Annotated in this window: 24 protein-coding genes; 9 read left to right on the top strand and 15 right to left on the bottom strand. The window is 32.2% G+C overall.

Features of this window, described 5'->3' with window-relative positions; genetic code table 11:
* Positions 1-85 precede the first annotated feature (85 nt).
* The 12 genes from AC2A1C_RS00590 to AC2A1C_RS00535 form a co-directional block, all read right to left on the bottom strand.
* Positions 86-529: a phosphohydrolase gene (locus tag AC2A1C_RS00590; RefSeq protein WP_484022447.1), complete on the bottom strand. Its 444-nt coding sequence runs from the start codon at positions 527-529 to the stop codon at positions 86-88.
* 64 nt (positions 530-593) lie between these two features.
* Complete coding sequence (locus AC2A1C_RS00585) at positions 594-4,037, bottom strand: trifunctional glycoside hydrolase family 18/polysaccharide deacetylase/glycosyltransferase family 2 protein (RefSeq protein ID WP_484022445.1); 3,444 nt, start codon at positions 4,035-4,037, stop codon at positions 594-596.
* 132 nt (positions 4,038-4,169) lie between these two features.
* Positions 4,170-5,939, bottom strand: coding sequence for an acyl-CoA dehydrogenase family protein (locus AC2A1C_RS00580; RefSeq protein ID WP_484022443.1), 1,770 nt, complete (start codon positions 5,937-5,939; stop codon positions 4,170-4,172).
* A 48-nt stretch (positions 5,940-5,987) separates the two neighbouring features.
* Positions 5,988-6,344: a four helix bundle protein gene (locus tag AC2A1C_RS00575; protein WP_484022441.1), complete on the bottom strand. Its 357-nt coding sequence runs from the start codon at positions 6,342-6,344 to the stop codon at positions 5,988-5,990.
* Between the two features lie 36 nt (positions 6,345-6,380).
* Positions 6,381-7,559, bottom strand: coding sequence for an acetyl-CoA C-acyltransferase (locus AC2A1C_RS00570; protein ID WP_484022439.1), 1,179 nt, complete (start codon positions 7,557-7,559; stop codon positions 6,381-6,383).
* A gap of 40 nt (positions 7,560-7,599) precedes the next feature.
* Entirely contained in the window at positions 7,600-7,962 is a 363-nt protein-coding gene (locus tag AC2A1C_RS00565) for a four helix bundle protein (protein ID WP_484022437.1), read from the bottom strand.
* Positions 7,963-8,000: 38 nt separating this feature from the next.
* A complete protein-coding gene (locus AC2A1C_RS00560) occupies positions 8,001-10,394 on the bottom strand; it encodes a 3-hydroxyacyl-CoA dehydrogenase/enoyl-CoA hydratase family protein (RefSeq protein WP_484022435.1) in 2,394 nt (797 codons plus the stop codon).
* Between the two features lie 3 nt (positions 10,395-10,397).
* Positions 10,398-10,850: a MarR family winged helix-turn-helix transcriptional regulator gene (locus tag AC2A1C_RS00555; RefSeq protein WP_484022434.1), complete on the bottom strand. Its 453-nt coding sequence runs from the start codon at positions 10,848-10,850 to the stop codon at positions 10,398-10,400.
* A 169-nt stretch (positions 10,851-11,019) separates the two neighbouring features.
* On the bottom strand, positions 11,020-11,943 hold the full coding sequence (locus AC2A1C_RS00550) for an ABC transporter ATP-binding protein (RefSeq protein WP_484022432.1): 924 nt from the start codon (positions 11,941-11,943) through the stop codon (positions 11,020-11,022).
* A 122-nt stretch (positions 11,944-12,065) separates the two neighbouring features.
* On the bottom strand, positions 12,066-12,929 hold the full coding sequence (locus AC2A1C_RS00545; protein ID WP_484022430.1) for an alpha/beta fold hydrolase: 864 nt from the start codon (positions 12,927-12,929) through the stop codon (positions 12,066-12,068).
* A 9-nt stretch (positions 12,930-12,938) separates the two neighbouring features.
* On the bottom strand, positions 12,939-13,916 hold the full coding sequence (locus AC2A1C_RS00540; protein ID WP_484022428.1) for an iron chelate uptake ABC transporter family permease subunit: 978 nt from the start codon (positions 13,914-13,916) through the stop codon (positions 12,939-12,941).
* Positions 13,917-13,923: 7 nt separating this feature from the next.
* Positions 13,924-14,493 carry a TlpA family protein disulfide reductase gene (locus AC2A1C_RS00535; RefSeq protein ID WP_484022426.1) on the bottom strand — a complete coding sequence of 190 codons (570 nt, stop codon included), beginning with the start codon at positions 14,491-14,493 and terminating at the stop codon, positions 13,924-13,926.
* Positions 14,494-14,521: 28 nt separating this feature from the next.
* On the opposite strand from AC2A1C_RS00535, the gene AC2A1C_RS00530 reads away from it, so the two are divergent.
* The 6 genes from AC2A1C_RS00530 to AC2A1C_RS00505 all read left to right on the top strand — a co-directional run bounded on the left by AC2A1C_RS00530 (position 14,522) and on the right by AC2A1C_RS00505 (position 19,094).
* Positions 14,522-15,643 (top strand): 2Fe-2S iron-sulfur cluster-binding protein, encoded by a 1,122-nt coding sequence (locus AC2A1C_RS00530; protein ID WP_484022424.1) that lies wholly within the window; start codon positions 14,522-14,524, stop codon positions 15,641-15,643.
* A gap of 59 nt (positions 15,644-15,702) precedes the next feature.
* A complete protein-coding gene (locus AC2A1C_RS00525; protein ID WP_484023144.1) occupies positions 15,703-16,260 on the top strand; it encodes a SanA/YdcF family protein in 558 nt (185 codons plus the stop codon).
* Between the two features lie 149 nt (positions 16,261-16,409).
* The gene (gene udk, locus AC2A1C_RS00520) at positions 16,410-17,027 is read left to right on the top strand and encodes a uridine kinase (RefSeq protein WP_484022423.1); all 618 of its coding nucleotides are present in this window, start codon (positions 16,410-16,412) and stop codon (positions 17,025-17,027) included.
* A 6-nt stretch (positions 17,028-17,033) separates the two neighbouring features.
* Positions 17,034-17,384 (top strand): FtsB family cell division protein, encoded by a 351-nt coding sequence (locus tag AC2A1C_RS00515; protein ID WP_484022421.1) that lies wholly within the window; start codon positions 17,034-17,036, stop codon positions 17,382-17,384.
* Positions 17,385-17,487: 103 nt separating this feature from the next.
* Positions 17,488-18,651, top strand: a complete 1,164-nt coding sequence (locus tag AC2A1C_RS00510) for a methylmalonyl-CoA mutase family protein (protein ID WP_484022419.1) — start codon at positions 17,488-17,490, stop codon at positions 18,649-18,651.
* A 2-nt stretch (positions 18,652-18,653) separates the two neighbouring features.
* A complete protein-coding gene (locus tag AC2A1C_RS00505) occupies positions 18,654-19,094 on the top strand; it encodes a DinB family protein (protein WP_484022417.1) in 441 nt (146 codons plus the stop codon).
* Positions 19,095-19,176: 82 nt separating this feature from the next.
* Here the strand turns inward: AC2A1C_RS00505 and AC2A1C_RS00500 are convergent, their stop codons facing one another.
* Positions 19,177-19,833 carry a hypothetical protein gene (locus AC2A1C_RS00500; RefSeq protein ID WP_484022415.1) on the bottom strand — a complete coding sequence of 219 codons (657 nt, stop codon included), beginning with the start codon at positions 19,831-19,833 and terminating at the stop codon, positions 19,177-19,179.
* A 221-nt stretch (positions 19,834-20,054) separates the two neighbouring features.
* On the opposite strand from AC2A1C_RS00500, the gene AC2A1C_RS00495 reads away from it, so the two are divergent.
* Positions 20,055-21,212, top strand: a complete 1,158-nt coding sequence (locus AC2A1C_RS00495; protein WP_484022413.1) for a class I SAM-dependent methyltransferase — start codon at positions 20,055-20,057, stop codon at positions 21,210-21,212.
* A gap of 43 nt (positions 21,213-21,255) precedes the next feature.
* On the opposite strand, the gene AC2A1C_RS00490 is transcribed toward AC2A1C_RS00495, so the two are convergent.
* The gene (locus AC2A1C_RS00490) at positions 21,256-21,468 is read right to left on the bottom strand and encodes a hypothetical protein (protein ID WP_484022411.1); all 213 of its coding nucleotides are present in this window, start codon (positions 21,466-21,468) and stop codon (positions 21,256-21,258) included.
* Positions 21,469-21,620: 152 nt separating this feature from the next.
* Between AC2A1C_RS00490 and AC2A1C_RS00485 the strand changes: the two genes are divergently transcribed.
* Both AC2A1C_RS00485 and AC2A1C_RS00480 read left to right on the top strand, forming a co-directional pair.
* Positions 21,621-21,878: a hypothetical protein gene (locus AC2A1C_RS00485; protein WP_484022409.1), complete on the top strand. Its 258-nt coding sequence runs from the start codon at positions 21,621-21,623 to the stop codon at positions 21,876-21,878.
* 76 nt (positions 21,879-21,954) lie between these two features.
* On the top strand, positions 21,955-23,337 hold the full coding sequence (locus AC2A1C_RS00480) for a dipeptidase (protein WP_484022407.1): 1,383 nt from the start codon (positions 21,955-21,957) through the stop codon (positions 23,335-23,337).
* Between the two features lie 129 nt (positions 23,338-23,466).
* Here AC2A1C_RS00480 and fsa read toward each other — a convergent pair whose 3' ends face one another.
* On the bottom strand, positions 23,467-24,120 hold the full coding sequence (fsa, locus tag AC2A1C_RS00475) for a fructose-6-phosphate aldolase (protein WP_484022405.1): 654 nt from the start codon (positions 24,118-24,120) through the stop codon (positions 23,467-23,469).
* Positions 24,121-24,348 lie beyond the last annotated feature (228 nt).

The raw sequence follows: 24,348 nt of genomic DNA, 5'->3' as shown, positions 1-24,348 counted from the left end.
CTACAGAGATACAGATGTTGCTCCTACGGAGCAAACTATCTTTACAGCATCTTAAAAAAGATTATTTGGTATAACAACTTAGTTATTAATATTTCTCAGACAAATACCGATAGGCTTTCAAATATTTATTCAATCTTTTAATATCTTTTTCTGTAAGTTCGCGGTTTATTCTTCGCAAATCCATATTGTCACGAAGATCATTGAGTTTTACGGCAATTGCAAGTGGAGATTTTTCGATGCGCTTAATAAATACATTGTAGTCTTCGCCTGGATGAGCTTTAGTCAGACACTCAATCGCAAAGACAATATAATTTGGGAAGCCTTCTTCTAAAAGAAATTCAAAAGAATATTTCGGATTATCTTCTACAACATCATGTAAAATACCTACAATTTTTTCATCCAAAGTTTTACCATATTCCATTACACGCATTATATGTCCAATGTAGGGAGCATCATATTTGTCAGTTTGTCCTTTATGTGCTTTTGTTGCAATTTTGATGGCTTTGTTTAGTAGTTCTTCCTTCGTCATTTTTTAGTATCAGAATTTTTGTAAAAATAAAAAAAACAGAAAAAAACCACAATAAATTAAGTATTTATATAGTATTTGCTTTTACATGTCCGGTTATTTTAAGCACCCCCCAATTTTGTATTTCTCCTTTTACGGCTTTTCTTATGGATTTGAATAAAATGTAATACATTAATTGTCTGTAAATTAACCTTTGCGGAATCATCCAAATCAATTTTTTATGATCTTCTTTCTCAAATGCAAATGCCAAAGCTGCACCTGCAATATCAATTAAAGAAAAGAGAACATAATAGAAAATAATATGAATAGGATCAGCAACAATTAAACCTAATCCTGATAATATTAAACTTATAACAAGCAGCAAATCTGCTAACGGAGCCAAAAATGGAAGTATGATTTGATATAGTAATATATTAGGTAATGCCACTTTTCCGAAATTTTTATATTGATTTCTGAAAATAGCATCTCTGTGTTTCCAAAAACTTTGAAGAATACCAAAACTCCAGCGAAATCTTTGTTTTAAGAATTGTTTTAATGTTTCCGGAGCTTCTGTATAAGAAATAGCCTCATTACAATTAGAAATAATATAACCGGCTTTGTGTAATCTCATGGTTAAATCACAATCTTCTGCCAAAGTATCAGTGGTAAAACCACCTGCATCTAAAATTGCCTGTCTTCTGAAAGCTCCAATTGCTCCGGGAACAACAGTAATGCAATTCAATAAATTGAATGCTCTTCTGTCAAAATTCTGGGAAGTAATATATTCTATACTTTGCCATTTGGTAATCATATTAATTTCATTGCCTACTTTTACATTTCCTGCAACTGCAGCTGTCTCCAAAGGTTTTCCATCAAGATAAAATGTTTTTATAAGATGCGAAACAGCATCATTTTTGAGTTGAGTGTCTGCATCAATGCAAACTACAAATTCGGAATTCGTTTTTGAAATTCCATAATTCAGAGCTGAAGCTTTTCCTCCGTTTGATTTAGTAAGTACAATTACTTTTGAATTTCCTTCAAATTTTATTTTTACTTTCTCAAATGTATTGTCCTTGCTTCCGTCATCCACGAAAATGATATTCAAATTTTTGTAATCCTGTTTTAAGAGGGAGTTTATTGTTCTCACAGCATTTACTTCTTCATTGTAAGCAGGAACAATAACGCATACTTTTGGCTCTTCAGAAATTCCTTTGAATTGAGCTTTTAATTTTTTATCCCGTACTTTTTCTTTCCATGCGAGAATAGCCATAATTATCATTCTTCCAATGGATAGAATAATTCCTATTAGAAAAAGAGAATATATAAGTTGCCCTGCCCAATAACTTGCTGAAGCAAAATAAAAATTAAGATCATTTTTCCAGCTTTGTTTTACAGGAGGCATTAATTCTTTTTCAGGAACTCCCATCAAATCTGCAACTGTTGTAAATTTGCAACCTTTGCTTTTAAAATATTTAATAATTCTGGGAAGAGCATCTACAGTTGGTTGCCTTGTTTCTCCACCCGAATCATGAAGAAGTATTATACTAGCATTATTTTCATTGGCAAATCTGATGGTTCTGTTCACTATCGAATCTGCATTCATTTTTGGATCCCAATCATTTGGATCTATACTTTCTCCAATAGTGATATAATTGCTTTTTTTGCCTCTTGCTAAAGGCTCGAGTTCTTCATAGGTTTGAGGTTCAGAGTCCGCATTATATGGTGCTCTGAAAAGAATAGTAGATTTTCCTGTAATACATTCTATTAAAGCTCGTGTTGTTCTGAGTTCCAAATCGGCTCTTTCTGATGACATTTTTGCAAGATTTCCATGAGTGAAGGTATGATTTCCAATCTCAAAACCATCACGGTTAATTCTCTTTACCAAAGGAATATTGGATTCTGCGTTTTCACCAATTAAGAAAAATGTGGCAGGAATTTTTTCTTTTTCAAGAATGTCTAAAATTTTGGGTGTAAATTCTGCATTTGGCCCATCATCGAATGTTAAAATAATTTTATGACCAGGACCAATTTTTGTAGTGTCTTCAGCAAATTTTTCATACAAAAATCCTGAAGGTAATTGAGAATAGTTCTCCTCAGAAATCAAGTTTTCGTTTTTGTCAATTTCAAGTTCAGTCCGTCCTTTTTCGGGAGAAGAGATAATGTTAAGAATTTCTCCGCTTCCAATGGCAGTTGGTTTTGCATTGAAATTGGGTGGCATTACTTCTAAAAGGTTAAAATTAAATGGTTTTTTTGCCAGAGATTCAGAACTTAAATCTCTTCCATAGAAAGTCCATATTCTTGGATCTTCGCTTCCTAACCTCCATATTGCAGTTCCTGCATTACGGTAATCATCACTAAATCTTAAAATATTAAAAGTTGTTATGGCATCTGTAAACCAAATTTCATTATCACTTTCATATTCGTCTTCACTTCCGTCAAAATGATAAGCATAATGTAGATTATAAGAATCATTATCAAAATCAATAACGGATTTTGAAATTTTTGCGCGGTCAATAGCCTGACTATAGGTAATATCTTCTGTATGTGTGCCTGTTTCGTCTTTTATCCATTGCCTTCCATAAGCGCCAACTCCCAAAATTATTTTTTCGGAAGGAACTTTCTGAGCAATAATATCCAGTTGTTTTTCTATCCATTTTTGGTCACTTATTGGGCCAGCTGCACTTGCATCATTAAACTGATCATAAGCCATCAAAATAAAATAATCAGTATAATTTTTAAGAAAATCTACATTGTAATCATTATTGTCGGCCATAATATCAATGGAAACCAATAACCCATTTTTCTTAAATTCAGAATATAGTTTTTTTTGAAATTCATTAAGATAAATATCAGACGATTCATTCATTTCCTCAAAATCGATATTTATTCCTTGAAGTTTATTGTCTTTTAGAGTTTTAATCATTTGAGCAATAAGCTTATTCTGAATTTTTTCGTTATGTAGAACTGTGTGCAAAAGTTCACCACTAAAATCTCCCTGTTTTTTAGGTACGGAAATGAAATTATTTAAAATGGGTTGAATACTCAAGTTGTGTTCTCTCATAACTGCCAAAGCATTTTTATCAATTCTGGAATCAAGTTCAAAAGTTTTTGGGTTAATAAAAAACCATTCAGGATAAATGGTATTAAGCTTATTTCCATTAATTTTCAAATCCACCAAAGAAAGGGAAGACCAAGGCGTATAAAACGCAGCTTTAATTAATTTAGAAGTATTATAATTATTTTGGTGTTTTTCTAAATCAATACGTTTGTTTAAAAAATCTTTAAAGCCATGAAATTTTTTGTTGAGTTTGGTTTCGAATGTGAAAGGATTAGTTGGATCTATTTTTGTTTTAAATGAATTTCCTACAGAGTTTATTTGGGGCATTGAAGGATTTTTGCCTCTTATTACCGTAATTGCAACCAATACAAAAATAAAAGCCAATACAAAACTTATAATTCTGAATATCCACTGTGTAGCTTTGAAACGAGTGGAACTTTGAGTTTGAAAAACCTGAAAATTGTTATCGGGCATTATATAATTCTTTACATTTCTATATCAGAAATGAAGCCAAAATTAATAAGATTATTTAGTTAAAAATAAAATTATTAAAATAAAAACGTCTCACAAATTTTTGCGAGACGTTCATAAGGTAATATTGATATTTTAATAAGTCCCTTTTTCAATATAATGAGCTGCAATTTTCTCTGTAAGAGCGACTACATTCGGATTGTTGGTATACTTTGTAAATCTTCTTAATCCGGAAAGCATCATTCTTTGTTCATCACCTTCTGCAAAGGAAATAATACCTTCTTTTGCAGCCACAATGATTTTTTCTACGGCTTTGTAAAGGTTGAGCTGCGCCATTGATGCTTCTATAGAATCAGGAGAGAAATGTTTTTCCGCTCTTAATACTGCAGATTCAGCCATATAAATCTGATTAAGAATCTCTGAAGCATTTAATAACAAATGTTGTTGTTTCTCAATATCCATCATATATTTTTGAAGTGCAGCACCGGAAACCATTAAGAAAACTTTCTTAAGATTCGCAATAATTGCTTTTTCTTCACTCATAAATGCAGAATAATCCGGAACTTCAAACGAAGGAATGCCCATCAATTCTTTTGAAATAGCCATTGCAGGAGATAAAAGGTCTAATTCGCCTTTCATCGCTCTTTTAATTAACATTCCAACAGCTAAAAGTCTATTTATTTCGTTGGTTCCTTCATAAATTCTTGCAATTCTGGAATCTCTCCAGGCTGTTTCCATTGGTGTTTCCTCTGAGAAGCCCATTCCTCCATAAACCTGAATTCCTTCATCTGCGGTATTCTGTGTAAGATCTGAAACAAATACTTTTAAAATAGAACATTCTACGGCAAATTCTTCTACACCTTTCAGTTCTGCAGCCTGATGGTTCATTCCACCGGCAACTAATTCATTAACCTTATCTTCAATATTTTTAGCGGCCCTGTAAGAACCTGCTTCACTCACAAAAACTCCGGTTGCCATTTCAGCAATTTTTTTTCTGATCGCCCCGAAAGTGGAAATTGAAACTCCAAATTGCTTTCTTTCGTTAGAATATTGAATGGAATGATTTAAAATTCTTCTTTGTCCGTCAAGGTTTGCTGCAGCTAATTTAATTCTACCAACATTCAAAGCATTCAGAGCAATTTTGAATCCGTTATTTCTTTCACCTAAAAGATTTTCTACAGGAACTTTCATGTCATTGAAGAAAACCTGACGGGTAGAAGAGGCTCTGATTCCTAGTTTGTGCTCTTCTTCTCCAAAAGACAATCCTTCTGTTCCTTCTTTTTCTACAATAAAGCCTGTAATATTTTTATCGTCATCAATTTTGGCAAAAACAATAAAAATTTCTGCAAAACCTGCATTGGAAATCCACATTTTTTGTCCGTTGATGATGTAATGTTTTCCGTCTTCAGAAAGTTTGGCTCTTGTTTTTCCTGAATTGGCATCAGAACCTGCATCCGGTTCGGTAAGACAATACGCCCCGAATTTTGTTCCTGTTGCCAAATCCGGAAGATATTTTTTCTTTTGTTCTTCAGTTCCGTAAAGCAGTATTGGAAGCGTACCAATTCCTGTATGAGCTCCGTAAGCTGTTGCTAATGAACCATTTGCACCAGAAACATAATCACAAGCTAACATGGTAGTTACAAAACCCATTCCGAGTCCGCCATATTCTTCGGGAACGGCAATTCCCAACATTCCCATTTCACCAAGTTTGCGCATGGTTTCTTCCGTTAAAGCATAGTCTTTATGCTCAAAACGTTCTCTATTAGGGATTACTTCTCTGTCTATAAATTCCTTCGCAGAATCGCGAAGCATTTTTTGTTCTTCATTCAGTTCTTCAAGACTGAAAATTTCGCTTGCAGGAATTTCTTTGATCAGGAATTCGCCGCCTTTTACTATATTGCTCATTATTGTTTATTTTAAATTTTAGATTATAAATTTTAAATTAGATTTCAGTTATAAATTTTCAGATGAAGTTTTAATAATCTTCGTTAAAATATTAATGATACTTTCAATTTCTTTTAAATAAGAATCAATTTCGATTTGAACTAAATTTGAAGACTGGTAAAGTCTCAGCCAATATCTGGTTTCCCGAGCTTCTTTGTTTGCAATTGAAAGTTTGGAAATAAAGTCTTTTTTAGATTGAGCTGCAATTCCTTCTTCAACATTGGCTCCAATTGAAGTTCCGCAACGAAGAATTTGTTTTGATAAAATAAATTCATTCTGAGCTTTGCATTGGATATAAAATTTAATAATTCTTAATGCAAATTCAAATGTTTTAATCTGAATCAAATTGTCTTCCTTAAAACTCATTTCATCTATAATTTATAATTTAAAATCTATAATTAATTAAAGAAGTTCAAAAATACTCGCCGCTCCTTGTCCTGTTCCCACACACATTGAAACCATTCCGTATTTGTTTCCGCGTTTTCTCATTTCGTCAAGAAGCTGAACGGTTAATTTTGTTCCGGTACAACCAAGTGGATGACCAAGAGCGATTGCACCTCCATTTACGTTTAAAATATCAGGATTTAAGCCTAATTCTTTTTTGATAGCAACCGATTGTGATGCGAATGCTTCGTTTAATTCGATTAAATCAATATCTTTTAATTCTAAACCTGCTTGTTTTAGCGCTTTTGGAATGGCATAAATAGGTCCCATTCCCATAATTCTTGGTTCCAAACCTGCTGCTGCATAAGCCACTAATCTTGCTTCTGGCTGTAATCCTAATTCTTTAACCATTTCCTCACTCATCACCATTACAAAAGCGGCACCGTCACTCATTTGAGATGAATTTCCGGCTGTTACGCTTCCTCCGTTGGCGAAAACGGGTTTTAGTTTAGCCAGACCTTCCAAAGAAGTATCTGCTCTTGGACCTTCATCTACTGAAAAGTCAAATTTTTTAGTCTGAATTTTTTGGTTTTCATCCAGAAAATTATATTCTACAGGAATCGGAACGATTTGGTTCGCAAATTTACTTTCCTGATTTGCTTTTAAAGCTTTCTTATGGGATTCAAAAGCAAACTGATCCTGTTCTTCTCTTGTGATTTTATATTGTTTGGCAACTTCTTCAGCGGTGTAACCCATTCCCCAATAATAATCGGGGTTTGTTTTTGCAATATCCGTTTCAGGAACCGGTTTGTAACCTCCCATCGGAATATAAGACATTGATTCTGTTCCTCCTGCAATAATGCAGTCTGCCATTCCTGCCTGAATTTTTGCAGAAGCAATGGCAATCGCCTCACTTCCTGAAGCGCAATATCTATTTACTGTAACTCCGGGAACTTTGTCTGTGTTTAAACCCATCAGGGAAATTAATCGTGCTACATTCAAGCCTTGTTCAGCTTCGGGCATTGCATTTCCAACGATAAGGTCGTCTATTCTGTTTTTATCCAATTGCGGAAGTTCAGCCATTAATTTTTCAATCACGGTTGCCGCCATTACATCGGGTCTTGTAAATCTCAAACTTCCTTTTGGTGCTTTTCCAACGGCAGTTCTGAACCCTTTTACTATATATGCTGTTTTCATTTGTTTTTATTAATGTATTAACGTAAAATGTATTTATGATTTAAAATGTTTGAGTATTAAATTTCAGCTTTAATTTTGCCAACATATTTTGTATATGTTTAATTTCAGAATAGATAATAGTAAAATCATCATTTTTAAAGAACCCTAAATCATTAGCAATTAAGATTTGGGTTTCAAATTCAAAAGAAGATCCTAATGCAATATTAAGAAAATGTGAAAATTGTGCGTTTGTATCTCGTCCTGCACCTTCAGCGATATTAGAAGGGATAGAGTATAAACTTCTTCTCGACTGAGAAGTCAATCCGAATAATTCATCTTTTGGAAAATTATTAGAAGCCAAGTAAAACATTTTACAAAGTTTCATTGATTTTGTCCAAACTTCTAAATCTCTAAAGTTGTGCATCGTTAATACATTAATACTTTTTACATTTTACAAATAATCTAATTTCTCAACGGTTTACCATTCTGTAACATGTACTGAATTCTCTCTAAAGTTTTTCTTTCTCCACAAAGTTTAAGGAAAGTTTCTCTTTCAAGATTCAGTAAGTATTGTTCAGTCACAACAGTTGGTTCAGAAAGATTTCCTCCCACCATTACATAGGCTAATTTGTCAGCTATTTTTTTGTCGTGTTCAGAAATATAGTTTCCAGTCAACATTTGGTCGGTTCCTACATAGAACATTCCTAATGCATCTTTACCTAAAACTTTTACTTTCTGTTCGATAGGTTGTGTGTAACCTTGTTCTGCCAATAATTTTGCGACTTTTTTAGCTTCAGCGATCTGTCTGTTTTTGCTTACGGAAACAATGTCTTTTCCTTTTTCAAGAATTCCCATATCATAAGCTTCGTAAGCTGAAGTTGCCACTTTACCCATGGCGATATTCATAAAAGCTTCACGAAGTCTGTTGTTTTTCACATCATCGCTGTGGAATTCTCTTGACGTTCTCAAAGTCAGTTCTTTCGTTCCACCACCACCAGGAATTACACCAACTCCGGTTTCAACCAAACCAATGTAAGTTTCTGCTGCTGCAACCACTCTGTCGGCGTGCATGGTCATTTCACAACCGCCACCAAGCGTCATTCCGTGCGGTGCGACAACAACAGGAATAGAGGAGTAGCGAACTCTCATCATAGATTTCTGGAAATATGCAATTGCCATATTCAAATCATCCCAATCCTGTTCGATTGCCATCATTAAGATCATCGCTAAATTCGCTCCGACGGAGAAATTTGTTCCTTGATTTCCTACAACCAATCCGTCATATTCTTTTTCAGCTAAATCAATTGCTCTGTTTAAGCCGTCCAAAACTTCGCCTCCCAAAGAATTCATTTTAGAACGGATTTCAAAGTTGATAATGCCGTCTCCTAAATCCTGTATAGCAGAACCGGAGTTGCTCCAAAGCGTTTTATTTTTTCTGATATTATCTAGAATAATAAAAGAATCCTGTCCCGGAATTGTATTGTACGCTACTGAGCTTTTATCGACATAAATGCTTTGTCCTTCATCATTCACTTTATAGAAGGTTTCCACATTTTTTACCCAGTCTGAAACTTCGTAACCAGCTTCTTTAGCCAATTCGATACCTTTTTGAACACCAACAGCATCCCAGATTTCAAATGGTCCGTTTTCCCAACCGAAACCGGCTCTCATCGCATCGTCTATTTTATAAACTTCATCGGAAATTTCAGGAACTTTATGAGAAATATAAGCAAATAATGCTCCTAAAGATTTTCTGTATAATTCTCCGGCTTTATCTTTTCCACCAATTAAAACTTTAAATCTGTCAATTGGTTTATCAATATTTTTGGTTAATTCTAAGGTTGGGAAAGAAGATTTTCCTTGAAGTTCATATTCCAATGTATCAAGGTTTAATCCGTGAATTTCAGATTTTCCTTCTGCATTTTTTACTTTTTTATAGAATCCTTGTTCTGTTTTAGAGCCTAACCATTTGTTGTCAACCATTTTCTGGATATAGTCAGGAAGAGCAAAAACATTGTTGAAATCATTACTTTCAGCTCCACTTTGGCGAACTCCGTTTGCAACATGAACCAATGTATCTAAACCTACAACATCCGCAGTTCTGAATGTCGCAGATTTTGGTCTTCCAATAACAGGACCTGTTAATTTATCAACCTCAGAAACTGTTAATCCAAGTTTTTGAACATTGTGAAGCAAATCCATCATAGAGAAAACTCCGATTCTGTTGGCGATAAATGCAGGAGTATCTTTTGCTAAAACGGTTGTTTTTCCTAAGAATTTTGCTCCGTAATTCATGTAGAAATCTACAATTTCAGGATCGGTATCATTGGTAGGAATAATCTCTAAAAGAGGAAGGTATCTTACAGGATTAAAGAAATGGGTTCCTGCAAAATATTTTTTGAAATCATCGCTTCTTCCTTCTGTTAATAGATGAATAGGAATTCCTGATGTATTAGAAGAAATTAATGTTCCCGGTTTTCTGAACTGCTCAATTTTTTCATAAACTGATTTTTTGATGTCGAGTCTTTCTACCACAACCTCAATAATCCAGTCTGTATCTTTTATTTTTGACAGATCATCATCAAAGTTTCCGATTTTTATTCTGTCCGCAAATTTCTGTGAATAGAGTAGAGCCGGACTTGCTTTTTTCAGTTTTTCAAAGTTTTCAGAAGCGATTCTGTTTCTCACCGCTTTGTCGTCTTTGGTCAAACCTTTCTTCTGTTCTGCTTCAGTCAGTTCAAAAGGAACAATATCCAACAGCGAAACTTCTACACCAATATTGGCAAAGTGCGCTGCAATACCGCTTCCCATAATTCCTGAACCAAGAACTGTAATGTGTTTGATTCTTCTTTTCATTATTTATTTTTTATTGTTTAGGTCTACAGAAATTTTCATGATTTCATTCATTACTTCTTTAAAAATTTCGAGTTTTTCATGAGGGATTCTATCTATTACTTTTTTGTTAAAGTTCACAACTATTTCTTTCGATATGTTTCTATAATTTAATCCTTTTTCCGTGAGTTTGATTATTACTTCACGCTTATCTTGTGTTGTTTTTTCTTTATAGATATAGCCATTGTCTTCCAAAAGTTTTATGATTCTTGTAAGTGAGGTGGGCTCTATTGCCATTTTTGGTCCGAGATTGGTACTTCTGGTTCCTTCTTTTGGATCTATTTTTAGCAATGTAAGAGCCTGAACAGCGGTAGAATCATATTCGTGAGCTAATTCTGAATACATTTTCTGTACAGAAATCCAAGTTTGCTTTAAAATTAAGTCTATATTTTCTGATTTTGTTTTGTCGTAATTTTCCATACTTCAAAAGAGCTTTATGAGTGTTTTACCAAATATACCAAATATTATGCATGCATAATATATAAGCGTTGAAATTTCGCTTAAATAATTGATATTCAAATATTTAATTAATATGAAATGCATAATATTATGCATGCATAATATTTAAACATTATTCAGAAACGTAGAATTAATGAAGGTTTTGAATTAAATGCAGAATTTCTGAGAAATTTTTTGCGAATTGTATTTTTTCCCCGTTTTTGATCTCCCAAATCCCATTTTTATATTCAAAACTGAGATTTGTCATATTTTCGTCGAAATTTTTCTGTAAAAATGAATACAACATTTCCTTTTCAAATTCAGGTGCTAAAATATGTGGTGGAAGAAATGTGTTATTAAAATGAAAAAGACTGGGTTTTGTTAAATCCTCATGCTGAGAAAGAATGTCTTCCGTAATTCCCGAAAATAAAGATTTGTCTTTGATATACCAGATCTTGTCTGAGAATTCTTTTGCCAATCGCCAATCGTGAGAAGAAAAAAGTATGAGACGATTTTTTTCTTTAGCCAAATTTCTCAGAAGTTTGAGAATGCTGATTTTATTTTTTTCGTCAAGATGAGTGGTTGGTTCATCCAGAATGATAAAGGGAGAATTTTGCGCAATTGCCCTTCCTATAAAAGCCTTTTGTAAATTTCCATCCGACAGTTTTGATAGGGGAAGATCTTGGTATTGTGATAGATCTAATTCTTCAATTATATTTTCAACTTCTTTTTTGTCTTCATCATTCAATTCAAAATAGAAAGGATAATGAATATATTTTCCAAGAGAAATTAAATCTGTAACGGTATAATTTGTGGGAATTGGCGATTTGGAAAAAACCACAGCAATTTGTTTTGCAATTTCTTTAGCAGAAAGATTTTGAATATTTTTTTGACCGATTAAGATTTTGCCATCCAATAAAGCAGTCTGGTTGAGAATACTTTTTATTAAAGTCGTTTTTCCAACTCCATTATTTCCAATAAGTAAGCAAATATCTCCTAATTCCAAAGAAGTTTCAATCTTTGAAATTAAAGAGGATTGGTACCCAATGTCTATATTTTTAAGCTGCAAAAACATGATTGCTGATGGAATTTCGTTTTTTGTGGTTTGAAAATTAAAAGATTAGGTTAAAAAAAATTAAAATTCAAAAACGCTGAATTTTAAAACAGTTAAGATTATTATTTATAAATTTCAAGATATTAAAAACTTGTTTTTTCCAATAAAGGCAATAATACCATTTTTACTTTCTCTTTATTTTCCACAAAAAAATGATTTTCTCCTTTCATTTCATAAATAGTAAGTTGATTATTTTTTATTTGTTTTTTCAGGAAATCCACATTTTCGTATGGGACTACCCAATCTGCTGTTCCATGCTGTGCAATAATGGGCGATTTTATATTTTTCCAAATCGGCAATATATTTTTTAGTGATTGTACATGTGAAAGTTTTTCGTCTGTTGCTGTATTGGTATCATCAGAAGCGATCAAACGCAATATTTTTAAATTACTGATGTTTGCAAGCCATTCAAATTGCTCTTTTTCTGGAGAGATGGCCCCACCTGCTAATACAACAGTTTTGGTATTTTGGGGACATAAATATGCTATATATGCTGCTATTGGTGCGCCAAAAGAATGTCCGTAAATAATCCATTTTTTATTAGGATAAATTTTAATGATGGAAGCAAGTGCTTCTGCTTGTTTTATGATAGAGACTTCAGATTTTCCGTTTCCCGAACCGCCGTATCCTAAACGATCTGCCGAAATCATAAATGCTTTTTTTTGCAGCAAAGAATCTTGCATCTCTTTGCTAAACATCGTTAATCCTCCTGGAGCTCCATGCACGAAAAAAATTCCGGTATTGGATTCCGAATTTCCAGATTCTATATAACGGACACCGTTTAGATTTTTAATTTTGACCAAAAAATGGTTAGATTCAAAACTATTTTTAATGGTTTCATTACTAGAATAAAAAGACATCCGAAGCATCATAATTCCTGCAGCTATTATTAGTGCTAAAATGAATAATGACAGGATTTTAACTGTTTTATATCTCTTTTTTTTCATGAAATGAATTTAGGTTAAACTTTTACGCTTTAGTAGCATTGCCAAAATTACAGGAATTCCAAATAACGAAGTGATCACATTCAAAGGCAATTGCGAAATTTCTGAAACCGAAGAAAAAATCTCCATGATCAGGATTCCTAAAATCATATTCAAAATCCATTGCTGCCAAAGTTTTGCGGGATTATAAATCATTCTGCAAAAATGCGGAACTACAATTCCGATAAACAAAATTGGGCCTAAGAAAGCAGTAATAGATGCCGAAAGCAAAGAAGAAGCAATTATTATTAAATATTTCAAAATATTTAAATTCACGCCCAAACTTTGTGCATAAGATGATCCTAAAGCATTTCCAATCAATGGTTTTATGGTTTTAAAACTTAAAAGCAAGCCAATTAGCACAAAAAAACACAAAACCGGAATTTGCGAAGAACTTATCATACTATTTGCTCCGAAACTCCATAAAATATAATTTTTAAGACTTTGATTATCAGAATAAAATTGAAGCAATGAAACAACAGCACCAGCCAAAGCCGAAATCAAAAATCCAAAAATAATAATGAAAGATTTATCTTGAAAGCGTTTTGAAAATCCTATTAAAGCAAACATTAAAACCAGACTTCCTGCAAAAGCAGAAAAACTCATAAAACTATTTTGCAAAAATTCCGGAAGCAAAAGATCATGAGAAAGGAAAATATAAAATGCCACAGAAAGACTTGCTACTGAAGTGATTCCTAAAATATCGGGTCCGGCTAAAGGATTCTGAAAATATTCCTGCAAAAGAAATCCTGAAGTAGGAATGGAAATTCCTGCTAAAAGCATTACAAAAGCCCGATTTATTCTAAGTTGTATAATCTCTGAATGCTGAGAATTTTGCGAAAAAAAATCAGTAAAACTGAGTTTTAGAAAACCGGTATTTAAATTCCAGAATATAGAAATAAGAGCAAAAACACTCAGTATAATTACAAGAATTTTGAAGTTTTTGCCCATCCAATTTTTAGTTGAAAGAATTTAACTTGGCTTCCAATTCTTCTTTATTTACAGAACCTATAATTTCTTCTGTTTTTTTCCCTTTTCGTATTAGTGTAAATGGAATACTATCGCCATTCCAAGTTTTAAAATTTGAGGTAAAGAAATTACTATCAAGAAGTTGCCCATCAAGAAGAAGAGTTTGATTTCGGATACCTTGTTCATCTATAAAATCAGAAACTTTTGTATTCCAATCTTCTTTGCTATCAAGACTGATAAAAGTAAATTTCACAGGTTTACCCTTCAATTCTTCCATTTTTTCCTTAAAATGTGGGATTTCTTTTACGCAAGGTCCACACCACGTTGCAAAAAAATTAGTTACATATAGTGTATCTTTAGATTCTCCTTTCAAAAAATCTGTAATTTCATTAGGTTTGAATTCTTTAATCATAGAGTTTTCTTTATTTTCTATAGAAACTGAATCATTTTTTGCAACTGAAACGGAATCTTGAGCATTGTTTTCTTCAACTAATTGCGTTTCTTTTTTACATGAAGTTAATAAAATGCTAAAGGAAAATACGAATATGAGCTTCTTCATAATTTTTTTATATTTTTGAATATCAGATATGGAAAATTATTTACCAAATACTAAAAAGACTAACTTTTACCCGCTAAAATTAGCGAAAAAAGATCAACTTACCAAAACCACCTTTGCTCTGGAATTTGAAGTTCCGGAGAATTTAAAAGAAATTTTCAAATTTCAATCGGGGCAATACGTTCCTATAAAATACCAATATAAAGGAAGCATTTATGTGAATGATTATTCCATAACTTCTGCTCCGTATGAAAATAAAATTACCCTCGGAATAAAAGCAAATTCCCCGGAAAGTTCCGCTAATGAAATCATAACCAAAGAAATAGGAGAAATTTTGGAAGTAGGCGCTCCGCAAGGAAGATTTACACTTGTTTCCAAACCTCATGAATTTCGTACCATTCTTGGTTTCGCTGGTGGAATAGGAATTACACCCATTCTTAGTCATTTCAAAAATATTCTTCATACCGAACCAAGAACCCGGCTTTTTTTGTTTTATGGTAATAAAAATTCGGAAGAAATTGCATTTAAAAAAGAGCTTCATAATTTGGTGGAAAAATACGGAGACCGATTGCAGGTTTATTATTTTTTATCTCAGGAAAAGACTAATGATTATTTGCTTTTCGGAAGAATTGATGAACATAAATTGGAACTTATTATCAATCAGATTTTGCATTTGGATGAAACGGATGAAGAATCTACAATTTGGGATTCTGTAGATGAAGTATTGATCTGTGGAAAAGGCGATATGATTAAAACTCTTGCAAATGCTTGTTTTGAAAACGGAATTCCTAAAAAAAATATTCATTTTGAATTGTTTGAAGAATTTAATGATGATATTTATCCGCAGGAAAAAGAATTTCCTTTGGTAGAAGATATCGAAGTGGATTTTAAACTTTTCGGTAAAGAGTATGTCACAACTCTTAAGAATAATGAAACAAGACTTTTGCAGCAATTATTGATACAGAAATTTCCTGTTCCATATTCTTGTAAATCCGGTATTTGCGGAAGTTGTGAATGTAAACTTTTGGAAGGAGAAGTAGAGCTTCTTGAAAATGAATACCTTACCGAAAAAGAAGAAAAAGCGGGACATATATTGGCTTGTATGTCAGTTGTTTTAAGTAAAAAAATAAAAATAGATTTTGATTTGATTTGAAAAAAATTTTGGACATATTGAAATCATTTTTTGCATTGGTGGAAATCGGTGTGTTGCTAATGATTTTGGCAAATGTTTGGGTTTTTGCTTTGACTAACGGAAGAACGTACACTAAAATTTCAAAAATTCCTCCAAGAGAAACAGCGCTTGTTTTAGGGACTTCTCCGAAAATGAGATCAGGTGTCGTAAATCCATATTTTGTAGCCAGAATGGATGCTGCCGCATTGCTTTATCATCATGGAAAAATTAAAAAAATACTGGTAAGCGGCGAAAAAAGCAAAGGTTATGATGAACCTGCCGCTATGAAAAAATACCTGATCTACCAAGAAGGTGTTCCTGAAGAAATCATAATGGAAGATACTAAAGGTTTTAAAACTCAGCTATCCATCAATAATTGCAAAAATATTTTCAAGCAGAATAATGTTATAATTGTTTCTCAGGGTTTTCATAATCTCAGAGCTCTGTTTTATGCAAGAAATAATGGAATGAATGCTTTGGGTTTTGATGCACAAGATGTGTATAAAAATGAAAGCTATTATCGTAACCAATCACGGGAATTTTTGGCAAGAGTAATAGCTGTAGCGTATTATATTTTGGGAATCGAAAAAAGATTCTGACATTAATTTATGCTTTAAATAGAGTTTATTAAATATTTATTATATAGATAGTTATACTTTTTATTTTAAATTTCATTTAAATGAATTTTCAGCTTAAATTTAAATTTTTTTGAAGTTATTAAAGTAGTATATTTGTAAAAACAAAATCAATGCTTGTAATAGGAATTGCAGGTGGTACCGGAAGCGGAAAAACCACAGTAGTGAATAAGATCCTTCAACAGCTGAATGCAGAAGGTGTAAATGTTCTTTCGCAGGACAATTATTATCATGATAATCAGCATCTTTCGCTTTCTGAAAGAGAGGCTTTAAATTACGATCATCCAAAATCTATTGATTTCGATTTACTTTTAAGAGATGTTAAAGCCTTGAAAAGAGGAGAAACAATTCATCAACCGCTTTATAGTTTTGTAACGCATTCCAGAACGGGAGATCATATTTTAGTAGAACCTAAAAATGTTTTGATTGTTGAAGGAATTTTGGTCTTGACCAATCCGGAACTTTTGAAAGAATATGATCTGAAAGTTTTTGTACACGCTGATTCTGATGAAAGATTGATACGAAGAATTCGTAGAGATACACAGGAAAGAGGAAGAGATTTGGATGAAGTTTTGCATCGTTATCAAACTACTTTAAAGCCTATGCATCAGGAATTTATAGAGCCATCAAAGAATGAAGCCGATCTTATTGTTCCTAACATGAGACATAATAATGTAGCCATTGATTTTCTGACTACTGTAATCAATAATTCCCTTAAAAAAGTTTATTAAACTTCTATGGAACCGGATCTGATAAAAGATATTAAGCCAACATCCAAAACATGGAAATTTTTTAGAAAATATATTCTAAACAAATATTTCATTACTATTACTTCTTTTTTGGTATGGATGATTTTCTTTGATAGCACTTCTTTTCTGGTAATCAATGAGTTAAATAAAGAAATTGATAAGTACGAAAAGCAGCTTCAGTATTATAAAACTGAATATGAAAAGAATGATAATTTCTATAAAAAGCTGATGAATGATAAGAAGGAAAAAGAAAAATTTGCAAGGGAAAACTATTTTATGAAAAAACCTAATGAAGAAATTTTCATTCTGGTAGCTGATAGTACTAATATTAAGAAATAAAGGAACGCGATTAATCGCGTTTTTATTTTGGCTTAAATTGCTTTTTATCAATGTGTTAATTTCTATAAAACAGAGTTTTTATTAATCCAAAAAAATTAAGAAAATGTTTCAGCCGACAACTTTTGAAGATTGGGAGAATCTTGTAAAAAAACAGCTAAAGACTGAAGATATTTATAGCATTCTTAGCAAAGAAAACTTGGAAAACATTATAGTACAACCATACTACAATTCTGTTTCAAAATCTTTTGAAATTCTTCCAAAAGTAGAAGAAAGCACACATTTGGTTTCCAGATATAATGAAAATCTTAAAGAGGATGTATTTGCATTTTTGCTAGATCAAAATGTAGAAAATTTGGAAGAAAAAACAATTTTCATTAACAATGTAAAATTAGCAGAGCATATCAGTCCTAATGAAACCGATCGGTATTTTTCCCTTATTGATGTTTTCAATGATAATGAAGCAAATATCAATGAGCAATTAGCAAAAGAATTGTTGGCAAAAGATTTTAAAAGAAACATTTGTGTAGATATTTCGCTTCATCAGAATGCGGGAGCGTCTATTATTCAACAATTGGCAATTGCTTTGGCGAAAGCTAAAGATTTGGTGGAAATTTTTGGCGCTGAAATTCTTAAAAAACTTATTTTTCGTTTAGCAATTGGAGGAAATTATTTTTTTGAAATGGCCAAAGTAAGAGCGTTGAAACTTATTTTTAATCAGCTTTCCAAAGAATTTGGACTTAATGAAATTCCGTACATTTTTGCCGAAACATCTTTCCGAAACAAAGCCAAAAACGATGAAGAAAACAACCTGATTCGTTCCACATTAGAGCTTTCTGCTGCCATGATTGGTGGTGCAGATGCGGTTTTTTCTAATAATTATAAACTGGAAAATGCTACAGAATTGTCTGAAGAAATTTCTTTCAAACAGCAGATCGTTCTTGCTTACGAAAGCATTATCAACGTTTTTGAAGATGCTTCTAACGGCAGTTATTATGTGGAAAATATCACTCAGCAATTTGCCGAAAAATCTTGGAATTATTTTCTGGAAATAGAAGAAACGGGAGGCTATTTGGAAAATCTGAAATCCGGAAAAATTCAGAAAGAGATTTATGATAGAGCAGTTGCAGAGCAAAAATGGGTAGAAGATGGGAAAATAAAAGTAATTGGCGTAAATCTCTATCCAAAATTAGAAGTAAAAAAATCAGTAGAAGAATTATACGATAAAACCAAAATAAAACCCGTTCGTTGGGCTGAAATGTTTGAATAACTATGAAAGAAAAAATCAAAGATTTATTAGAATATACTCATTATGAAAATGGGGAAATAATTCGGACGATCAAAGAAAATATTTCAAATGTAGAGGCAAAAACAGTTTCTTTAATCAATCATACGATAAATGCACATCAAATCTGGAATTCCAGAATTTTGAATGAAAAATCGTTTAGCGTTTGGCAGGAAAATCCGATAGAAATATGGGAAAATATTAATGATGATAATTTCCGAAATAGTTTGAAAATTATTGAAAACTATGATTTTGAAACTACTATTGATTATAAAACTTCTTCCGGTGATGCTTTTACCAATACTATTTTTGAAATCCTTTTTCATGTGATTAATCATTCTACTTATCATCGCGGACAAATCAATGCTTTGCTGAAAAATTCAGGAATTGCGCCAATCATTACGGATTATATTTTCTATAAAAGATGATAGATTAGGATATATAAACAAATCTGTATATTCCAGCTTTATTTGTTATAGTTTTTATTGTATTGTCATTTTTCAGTGCATTTTAATATCTTGAGGTTACTAATTTTTTTGCATTTTCATTCTGAAGAAACAATGTGATAATACTTCTTAATTCTTCGTCCGAGATATTATATTTATGTTGAAAATTCAACATAATTTCATTTACTTTTACAAGATAATTATAGGGATCTTGCTGAGCTTTGGAAACAGGAACGCTATTTTCTTGTTCATGTAACATTGCTACATAAAAATCCTCAAATTTTACATTCTCTTTATCCAAATGATCGGCAATTTTAGAATATTCTTTTTTTGATTCTTTATCGAGTTTATCAATAACAAAAACCCTGAAATCATTATTTAAAGAATTGTATTTTTTTTCTATAACTAATGCTGAATCTCTTTCTATACTCGTATATGAACTAACAGGATCATTTAAGCCGTCATTGGGATAGTACAGCGAGCTGGGATTTATATGTGGCATCTCACTTGAGTTTGATGGTTGTTGAGATGTTATAAAAGCAAAACATTTGGCCAATACTAAAAGGATACCTAAAATAGGACTATAAACAAGCGGATTTCTTCCTTTACTTTCTTGTAGAGGTGTATCTTTTATTTTAAGAAGTGAGAAACCACATTTGGGACAAATTTCAGTTTGATTACTAATGCTATTTTTGCATTTGGGGCATTTAATTAATTCCATGATCATTTTTGTTTTTTATAAAAGTAATAATTATTTTATTGTATTTCTATAATTTCTTTATATATTATTCTTTTTATTAAAAATATACATTTTTATTTATATGTGAATTTGTTTATTTAATAAAAATTTTAAATTTTTCAAATCGAAAAAGCTAAATAATTTGCAATACTTTCAACTATTAATTTTTTATATGTAATATTGGAAGAAAATTAATAAAATCTGTGGGAAAAGAAATATTAAATAAGAGCATTCAAAATTACATCAACGAAAATCTAAATACAGATTTACATACTTTGTTATTAAAAAAATCTCCGTTTCCTAATATCTCGATGCAGGAAATTGTTCAGCAGATAAAAGGCAGGAAAGTTGCCGAAAAAAAGTTCCCTTTTTTGCAGAAAGAAAACATTGTTTTTCCACCGAATTTGAATTTGGAACAATCTTCCTCCGAAATTACATCCCAGTATAAACAAAATTTGGTGAAAGGTAAAAAACTATTGGATCTTACAACCGGTTTTGGAATTGATGCTTATTTTCTGTCGCAAAATTTTGAAGAAACAACTTTAATCGAGCAAAATTCTGAACTTTTAGAAATCGTAAAGCACAACTGGCAGATTTTAGGAAAAAAAGCGACATTCATCAATCAAAAATTAGAAGATTTTCTCGATGAAAATCAGGAAAAATTTGATGTCATTTATTTGGATCCGGCCAGAAGAGATTCCAATAAAAATAAAGTATTTCTTTTAGAAGATTTGTCCCCGAATGTCCTTAAAATTCAGAATAATCTTTTAAAAATTTCGGATAAAATTTTAATCAAACTTTCTCCACTGATTGACATTTCATATTTAATATCTGTGTTACATAATATTGCTGAAATTCATATTGTTGCCGTAAAAAATGATGTGAAAGAAATTTTAGTAGTAGAAAATTCAAAACCAGTGGCGAAAGAAACACAGATTCATTGTATAAATCTGAATACGAATGAACCGGATTTTTCTTTCGAAATTTCTGATGAAATTATTTCACAAAAAGATGTAGAATATTCTGAACCGCAAAAATATCTTTATATTCTCAACAATTCTATTTTGAAAGCGGGTTGTTTCAATTGGGTTTCAAAAAAATTTAATCTTAAAAAACTCCATCCTAATACACATTTGTACACTTCAGAAAACTCTATTGAAAATTTTCCGGGAAGAACACTTGAAGTAAAAACCATTGACGCTAAAGAACTTCGAAAAGGAGAGCAATACAATATTATTTCTAAAAACCATCCTTTAACACCTGAACAAATCCGTAAAAAATACAAGCTAAAAGATGGCGGTGAAAAGTATTTGATTTTTACCCAAAGCAAAAAAGGAAAAATAATTTTAAAATCGGTGTGAAAGTCCAGAATAAAGGCATAAACTTATGATTCTGAATGTGTAATTATTCAATCAATTGTGATTCTACATTCACATTTTTTACAGTATCTCTAAACTTAAAAACGCAAGCGACTGAAATTTTAACTCCCACTTCTACAATATGTGAAACAGATATAATTTCCCAATTCGGATTTTTTTTTGCAAAATCGTCAATTATTTGAGTTAATTTTGAGGTTGTTTCTCCTTCAAAAAAACGAACTACATTTGGAGGATTCATAATATTTAATTTTTAAGGTTGATTTTATTGTTTACAAATTTCAAGATTTGAAAATTCTAATTCAATAACTATTTTGTGTGATATATTATATTAAAAAAAATTTTGTTAAAAACTTCAATATTTCTTATTTTTGAGCCATTAAAAATTTTGGAATGAAAAAATTGATTTTAGCATTAGCTGCAGTTGCATTGGTTATAAGTTGTCAAAAACCACCACAAGGAGGAAATCTTGGACGTTTGAAACTGGAAGAAGGTACTGAAAGATATTCTGATGATGAGCAAGGTGCAGAAGAAGGAGAACATGCTGCTGCTGAACATGTAGAAGCAAAACCTGAACATCACGAAGCGACTAAAAAAGATAGCACTGCTGTTGCAAAAGTTGAAGATTCTGCAAAAGTGGAACATCACTAATCGAAATCAAAAACATATACTGAATGTCTTGCAATAGCGGGACATTTTTTTTATTTTTAGCAAAATTAAATTTGAAATGCAAGAAACCCTTAATTACATCCATCAAAATAAGCAACGCTTTGTAGATGAATTATTTGAACTTTTAAGAATTCCCTCTATCAGTGCAGATTCTGCGTATAAAAATGATGTCCTGAAATGTGCCGATGTGGTAGCCGAACATCTGAAAAATGCAGGTGCCGATAATGTAGAAGTTTGTGAGACAAAAGGATATCCGATTGTTTTCGGAGAAAAAATTTTAGATGCAACCCTTCCGACAGTTTTGGTTTACGGTCATTACGATGTTCAACCGCCGGATCCTTTGGATTTATGGAAAAAACCTCCGTTTGAACCGTATATCGAAAAAACAGAACTTCATCCGGAAGGGGCTATTTTTGCAAGAGGTTCAGCTGATGATAAAGGTCAATTCTTCATGCATTTGAAAGCTTTTGAAGCCATGATGAAAACCAATGCGCTTCCTTGTAATGTGAAATTTATTTTGGAAGGAGAGGAAGAAGTCGGTTCTGTAAGTTTGGGAGATTGGGTAAATGAAAATAAAGAAAAACTTTCCTGCGATTGCATTCTGATTTCCGACACTCATATTTATTCTAATGAACAACCAACCGTTACCACTGGTTTAAGAGGTTTAAGCTATGTAGAAGTAGAAGTGGAAGGTCCGAATCGTGATTTGCATTCCGGACTTTACGGAGGTGCAGTTCCAAATCCGATCCATGTTTTAAGTAGAATGATTGCTAAATTAATTGATGAAGACGGACATATTACTATTGATGGATTTTATGACAATGTAGAAGTAGTTTCTGATGAAGAAAGAAAAGAAATGAACAAGTTGAAAGACAATCCTGAAGAATTTAAAAAATCCATCGGTTTGAATGGAGTAGAAGGTGAAAAAGGATACACCACTTTGGAAAGAACTTCTATTCGTCCGACTTTGGATTGCAACGGAATTTGGGGAGGTTATACAGGAGAAGGTGCAAAAACTGTGATTCCTTCCAAAGCATTTGCAAAAATTTCTATGCGTTTGGTTCCATATCAAACTCCGGAAGAAATCACGGAGAAATTCACAAAATATTTTGAAAAAATTGCTCCAGAAAATGTAAAAGTAAAGGTAACTCCACATCATGGAGGAATGCCTTATGTTTTACCCACCGAAACAAAAGAATTTTTAGCGGCTAAAAAAGCTATGGAAACGGCTTTTGGAAAAGAAGTTCTTCCGTACAGAGGTGGTGGAAGTATTCCGATTACGGCAATGTTTGAGAAAGTTTTAGGTGCGAAATCGGTTTTAATGGGATTTGGTTTGGATTCTGACGCCATTCATTCTCCGAATGAGCATTACGGATTATTCAATTTCTATAAAGGTATTGAAAGTATTCCGTTGTTTTTTGAGAATTATTCGAAGGCTTAAAAAACAAAAACTCCTGAAAAATTTTCAGGAGTTTTTGTTTTTAATTTTTATTGGATTCTGCCTTGCATCAAAAACATCACCGATTTCAATTCGGTTTTTGTATTTATTTATCCAATAAATTATTAAAATCTACACCAACTTCTTAGAATCCGCAATAAACTGCGCCAAACCATTATCCGTTAAAGGATGTTTTAATAAACTCAAGATCGGAGCAAGTGGAGAAGTGATAACATCTGCACCAATTTTCGCACAATTGATAATATGCATAGAGCTTCTGATAGATGCTGCCAAAATTTCGGTTTCGTACATATAATTATCGTAAATAGTACGGATTTCTTCAATTAAATTCAGTCCGTCCGTAGAAACATCGTCCAATCTTCCCAAAAATGGTGAAACATAAGTAGCTCCGGCTTTTGCAGCCAGTAATGCTTGTCCCGCTGAAAAAATTAGAGTACAGTTGGTTTTGATTCCCTTATTAGAAAAATATTTTAACGCTTTTACACCGTCTTTTATCATTGGGATTTTCACCACAATATTCGGATGAATTGCTGCTAATTCTTCACCTTCTTTTATCATTTCTTCGTATGTTGTAGAAAGAACTTCCGCAGAAATATCTCCGTCCACAATTTCGCAGATGGTTTTATAATGTTGTTTTATAGCTTCGTTTCCGCTGATTCCTTCTTTTGCCATCAAGGAAGGATTGGTAGTAACACCATCTAAAATTCCTAAATCCTGAGCTTCTTTTATTTGGTCAAGATTAGCAGTATCAATAAAAAATTTCATATTGTTTTTGATTTTTCGCAAAGATAGTTCAATAGTTTCTCACATGGAAATCAGAAATAAAAAATATTTTTCAGCATTAAAAGCAGACAGAATTTTCTAGCATAACATAACTATTTTCTAAATTTGTCCGAACATGAAATTTTCCTGTAATCTTGAAAATGGTCTTTAGTATCTATAAACTGAAATCTTAACAAAGCATTGAAAAAAATAATCAGGTATCTAAAAGGA

Source organism: Chryseobacterium sp. HNCC26DJ241, from assembly GCF_057180505.1.
The sequence above is the reverse complement of the archived record's forward strand: the minus strand, read 5'-3'. Positions and strand labels throughout refer to the sequence as shown.

Excerpts from the sequence above, each read along its gene's own strand:
- AC2A1C_RS00590 (WP_484022447.1), bottom strand. The coding sequence starts at position 529 with ATGACGAAGGAAGAACTACTAAACAAAGCCATCAAAATTGCAACAAAA.
- AC2A1C_RS00585 (WP_484022445.1), bottom strand. The coding sequence starts at position 4,037 with ATGCCCGATAACAATTTTCAGGTTTTTCAAACTCAAAGTTCCACTCGT.
- AC2A1C_RS00580 (WP_484022443.1), bottom strand. The coding sequence starts at position 5,939 with ATGAGCAATATAGTAAAAGGCGGCGAATTCCTGATCAAAGAAATTCCT.
- AC2A1C_RS00575 (WP_484022441.1), bottom strand. The coding sequence starts at position 6,344 with ATGAGTTTTAAGGAAGACAATTTGATTCAGATTAAAACATTTGAATTT.
- AC2A1C_RS00570 (WP_484022439.1), bottom strand. The coding sequence starts at position 7,559 with ATGAAAACAGCATATATAGTAAAAGGGTTCAGAACTGCCGTTGGAAAA.
- AC2A1C_RS00565 (WP_484022437.1), bottom strand. The coding sequence starts at position 7,962 with ATGCACAACTTTAGAGATTTAGAAGTTTGGACAAAATCAATGAAACTT.
- AC2A1C_RS00560 (WP_484022435.1), bottom strand. The coding sequence starts at position 10,394 with ATGAAAAGAAGAATCAAACACATTACAGTTCTTGGTTCAGGAATTATG.
- AC2A1C_RS00555 (WP_484022434.1), bottom strand. The coding sequence starts at position 10,850 with ATGGAAAATTACGACAAAACAAAATCAGAAAATATAGACTTAATTTTA.
- AC2A1C_RS00550 (WP_484022432.1), bottom strand. The coding sequence starts at position 11,943 with ATGTTTTTGCAGCTTAAAAATATAGACATTGGGTACCAATCCTCTTTA.
- AC2A1C_RS00545 (WP_484022430.1), bottom strand. The coding sequence starts at position 12,929 with ATGAAAAAAAAGAGATATAAAACAGTTAAAATCCTGTCATTATTCATT.
- AC2A1C_RS00540 (WP_484022428.1), bottom strand. The coding sequence starts at position 13,916 with ATGGGCAAAAACTTCAAAATTCTTGTAATTATACTGAGTGTTTTTGCT.
- AC2A1C_RS00535 (WP_484022426.1), bottom strand. The coding sequence starts at position 14,493 with ATGAAGAAGCTCATATTCGTATTTTCCTTTAGCATTTTATTAACTTCA.
- AC2A1C_RS00530 (WP_484022424.1), top strand. The coding sequence starts at position 14,522 with ATGGAAAATTATTTACCAAATACTAAAAAGACTAACTTTTACCCGCTA.
- AC2A1C_RS00525 (WP_484023144.1), top strand. The coding sequence starts at position 15,703 with ATGATTTTGGCAAATGTTTGGGTTTTTGCTTTGACTAACGGAAGAACG.
- udk (WP_484022423.1), top strand. The coding sequence starts at position 16,410 with ATGCTTGTAATAGGAATTGCAGGTGGTACCGGAAGCGGAAAAACCACA.
- AC2A1C_RS00515 (WP_484022421.1), top strand. The coding sequence starts at position 17,034 with ATGGAACCGGATCTGATAAAAGATATTAAGCCAACATCCAAAACATGG.
- AC2A1C_RS00510 (WP_484022419.1), top strand. The coding sequence starts at position 17,488 with ATGTTTCAGCCGACAACTTTTGAAGATTGGGAGAATCTTGTAAAAAAA.
- AC2A1C_RS00505 (WP_484022417.1), top strand. The coding sequence starts at position 18,654 with ATGAAAGAAAAAATCAAAGATTTATTAGAATATACTCATTATGAAAAT.
- AC2A1C_RS00500 (WP_484022415.1), bottom strand. The coding sequence starts at position 19,833 with ATGGAATTAATTAAATGCCCCAAATGCAAAAATAGCATTAGTAATCAA.
- AC2A1C_RS00490 (WP_484022411.1), bottom strand. The coding sequence starts at position 21,468 with ATGAATCCTCCAAATGTAGTTCGTTTTTTTGAAGGAGAAACAACCTCA.
- AC2A1C_RS00485 (WP_484022409.1), top strand. The coding sequence starts at position 21,621 with ATGAAAAAATTGATTTTAGCATTAGCTGCAGTTGCATTGGTTATAAGT.
- AC2A1C_RS00480 (WP_484022407.1), top strand. The coding sequence starts at position 21,955 with ATGCAAGAAACCCTTAATTACATCCATCAAAATAAGCAACGCTTTGTA.
- fsa (WP_484022405.1), bottom strand. The coding sequence starts at position 24,120 with ATGAAATTTTTTATTGATACTGCTAATCTTGACCAAATAAAAGAAGCT.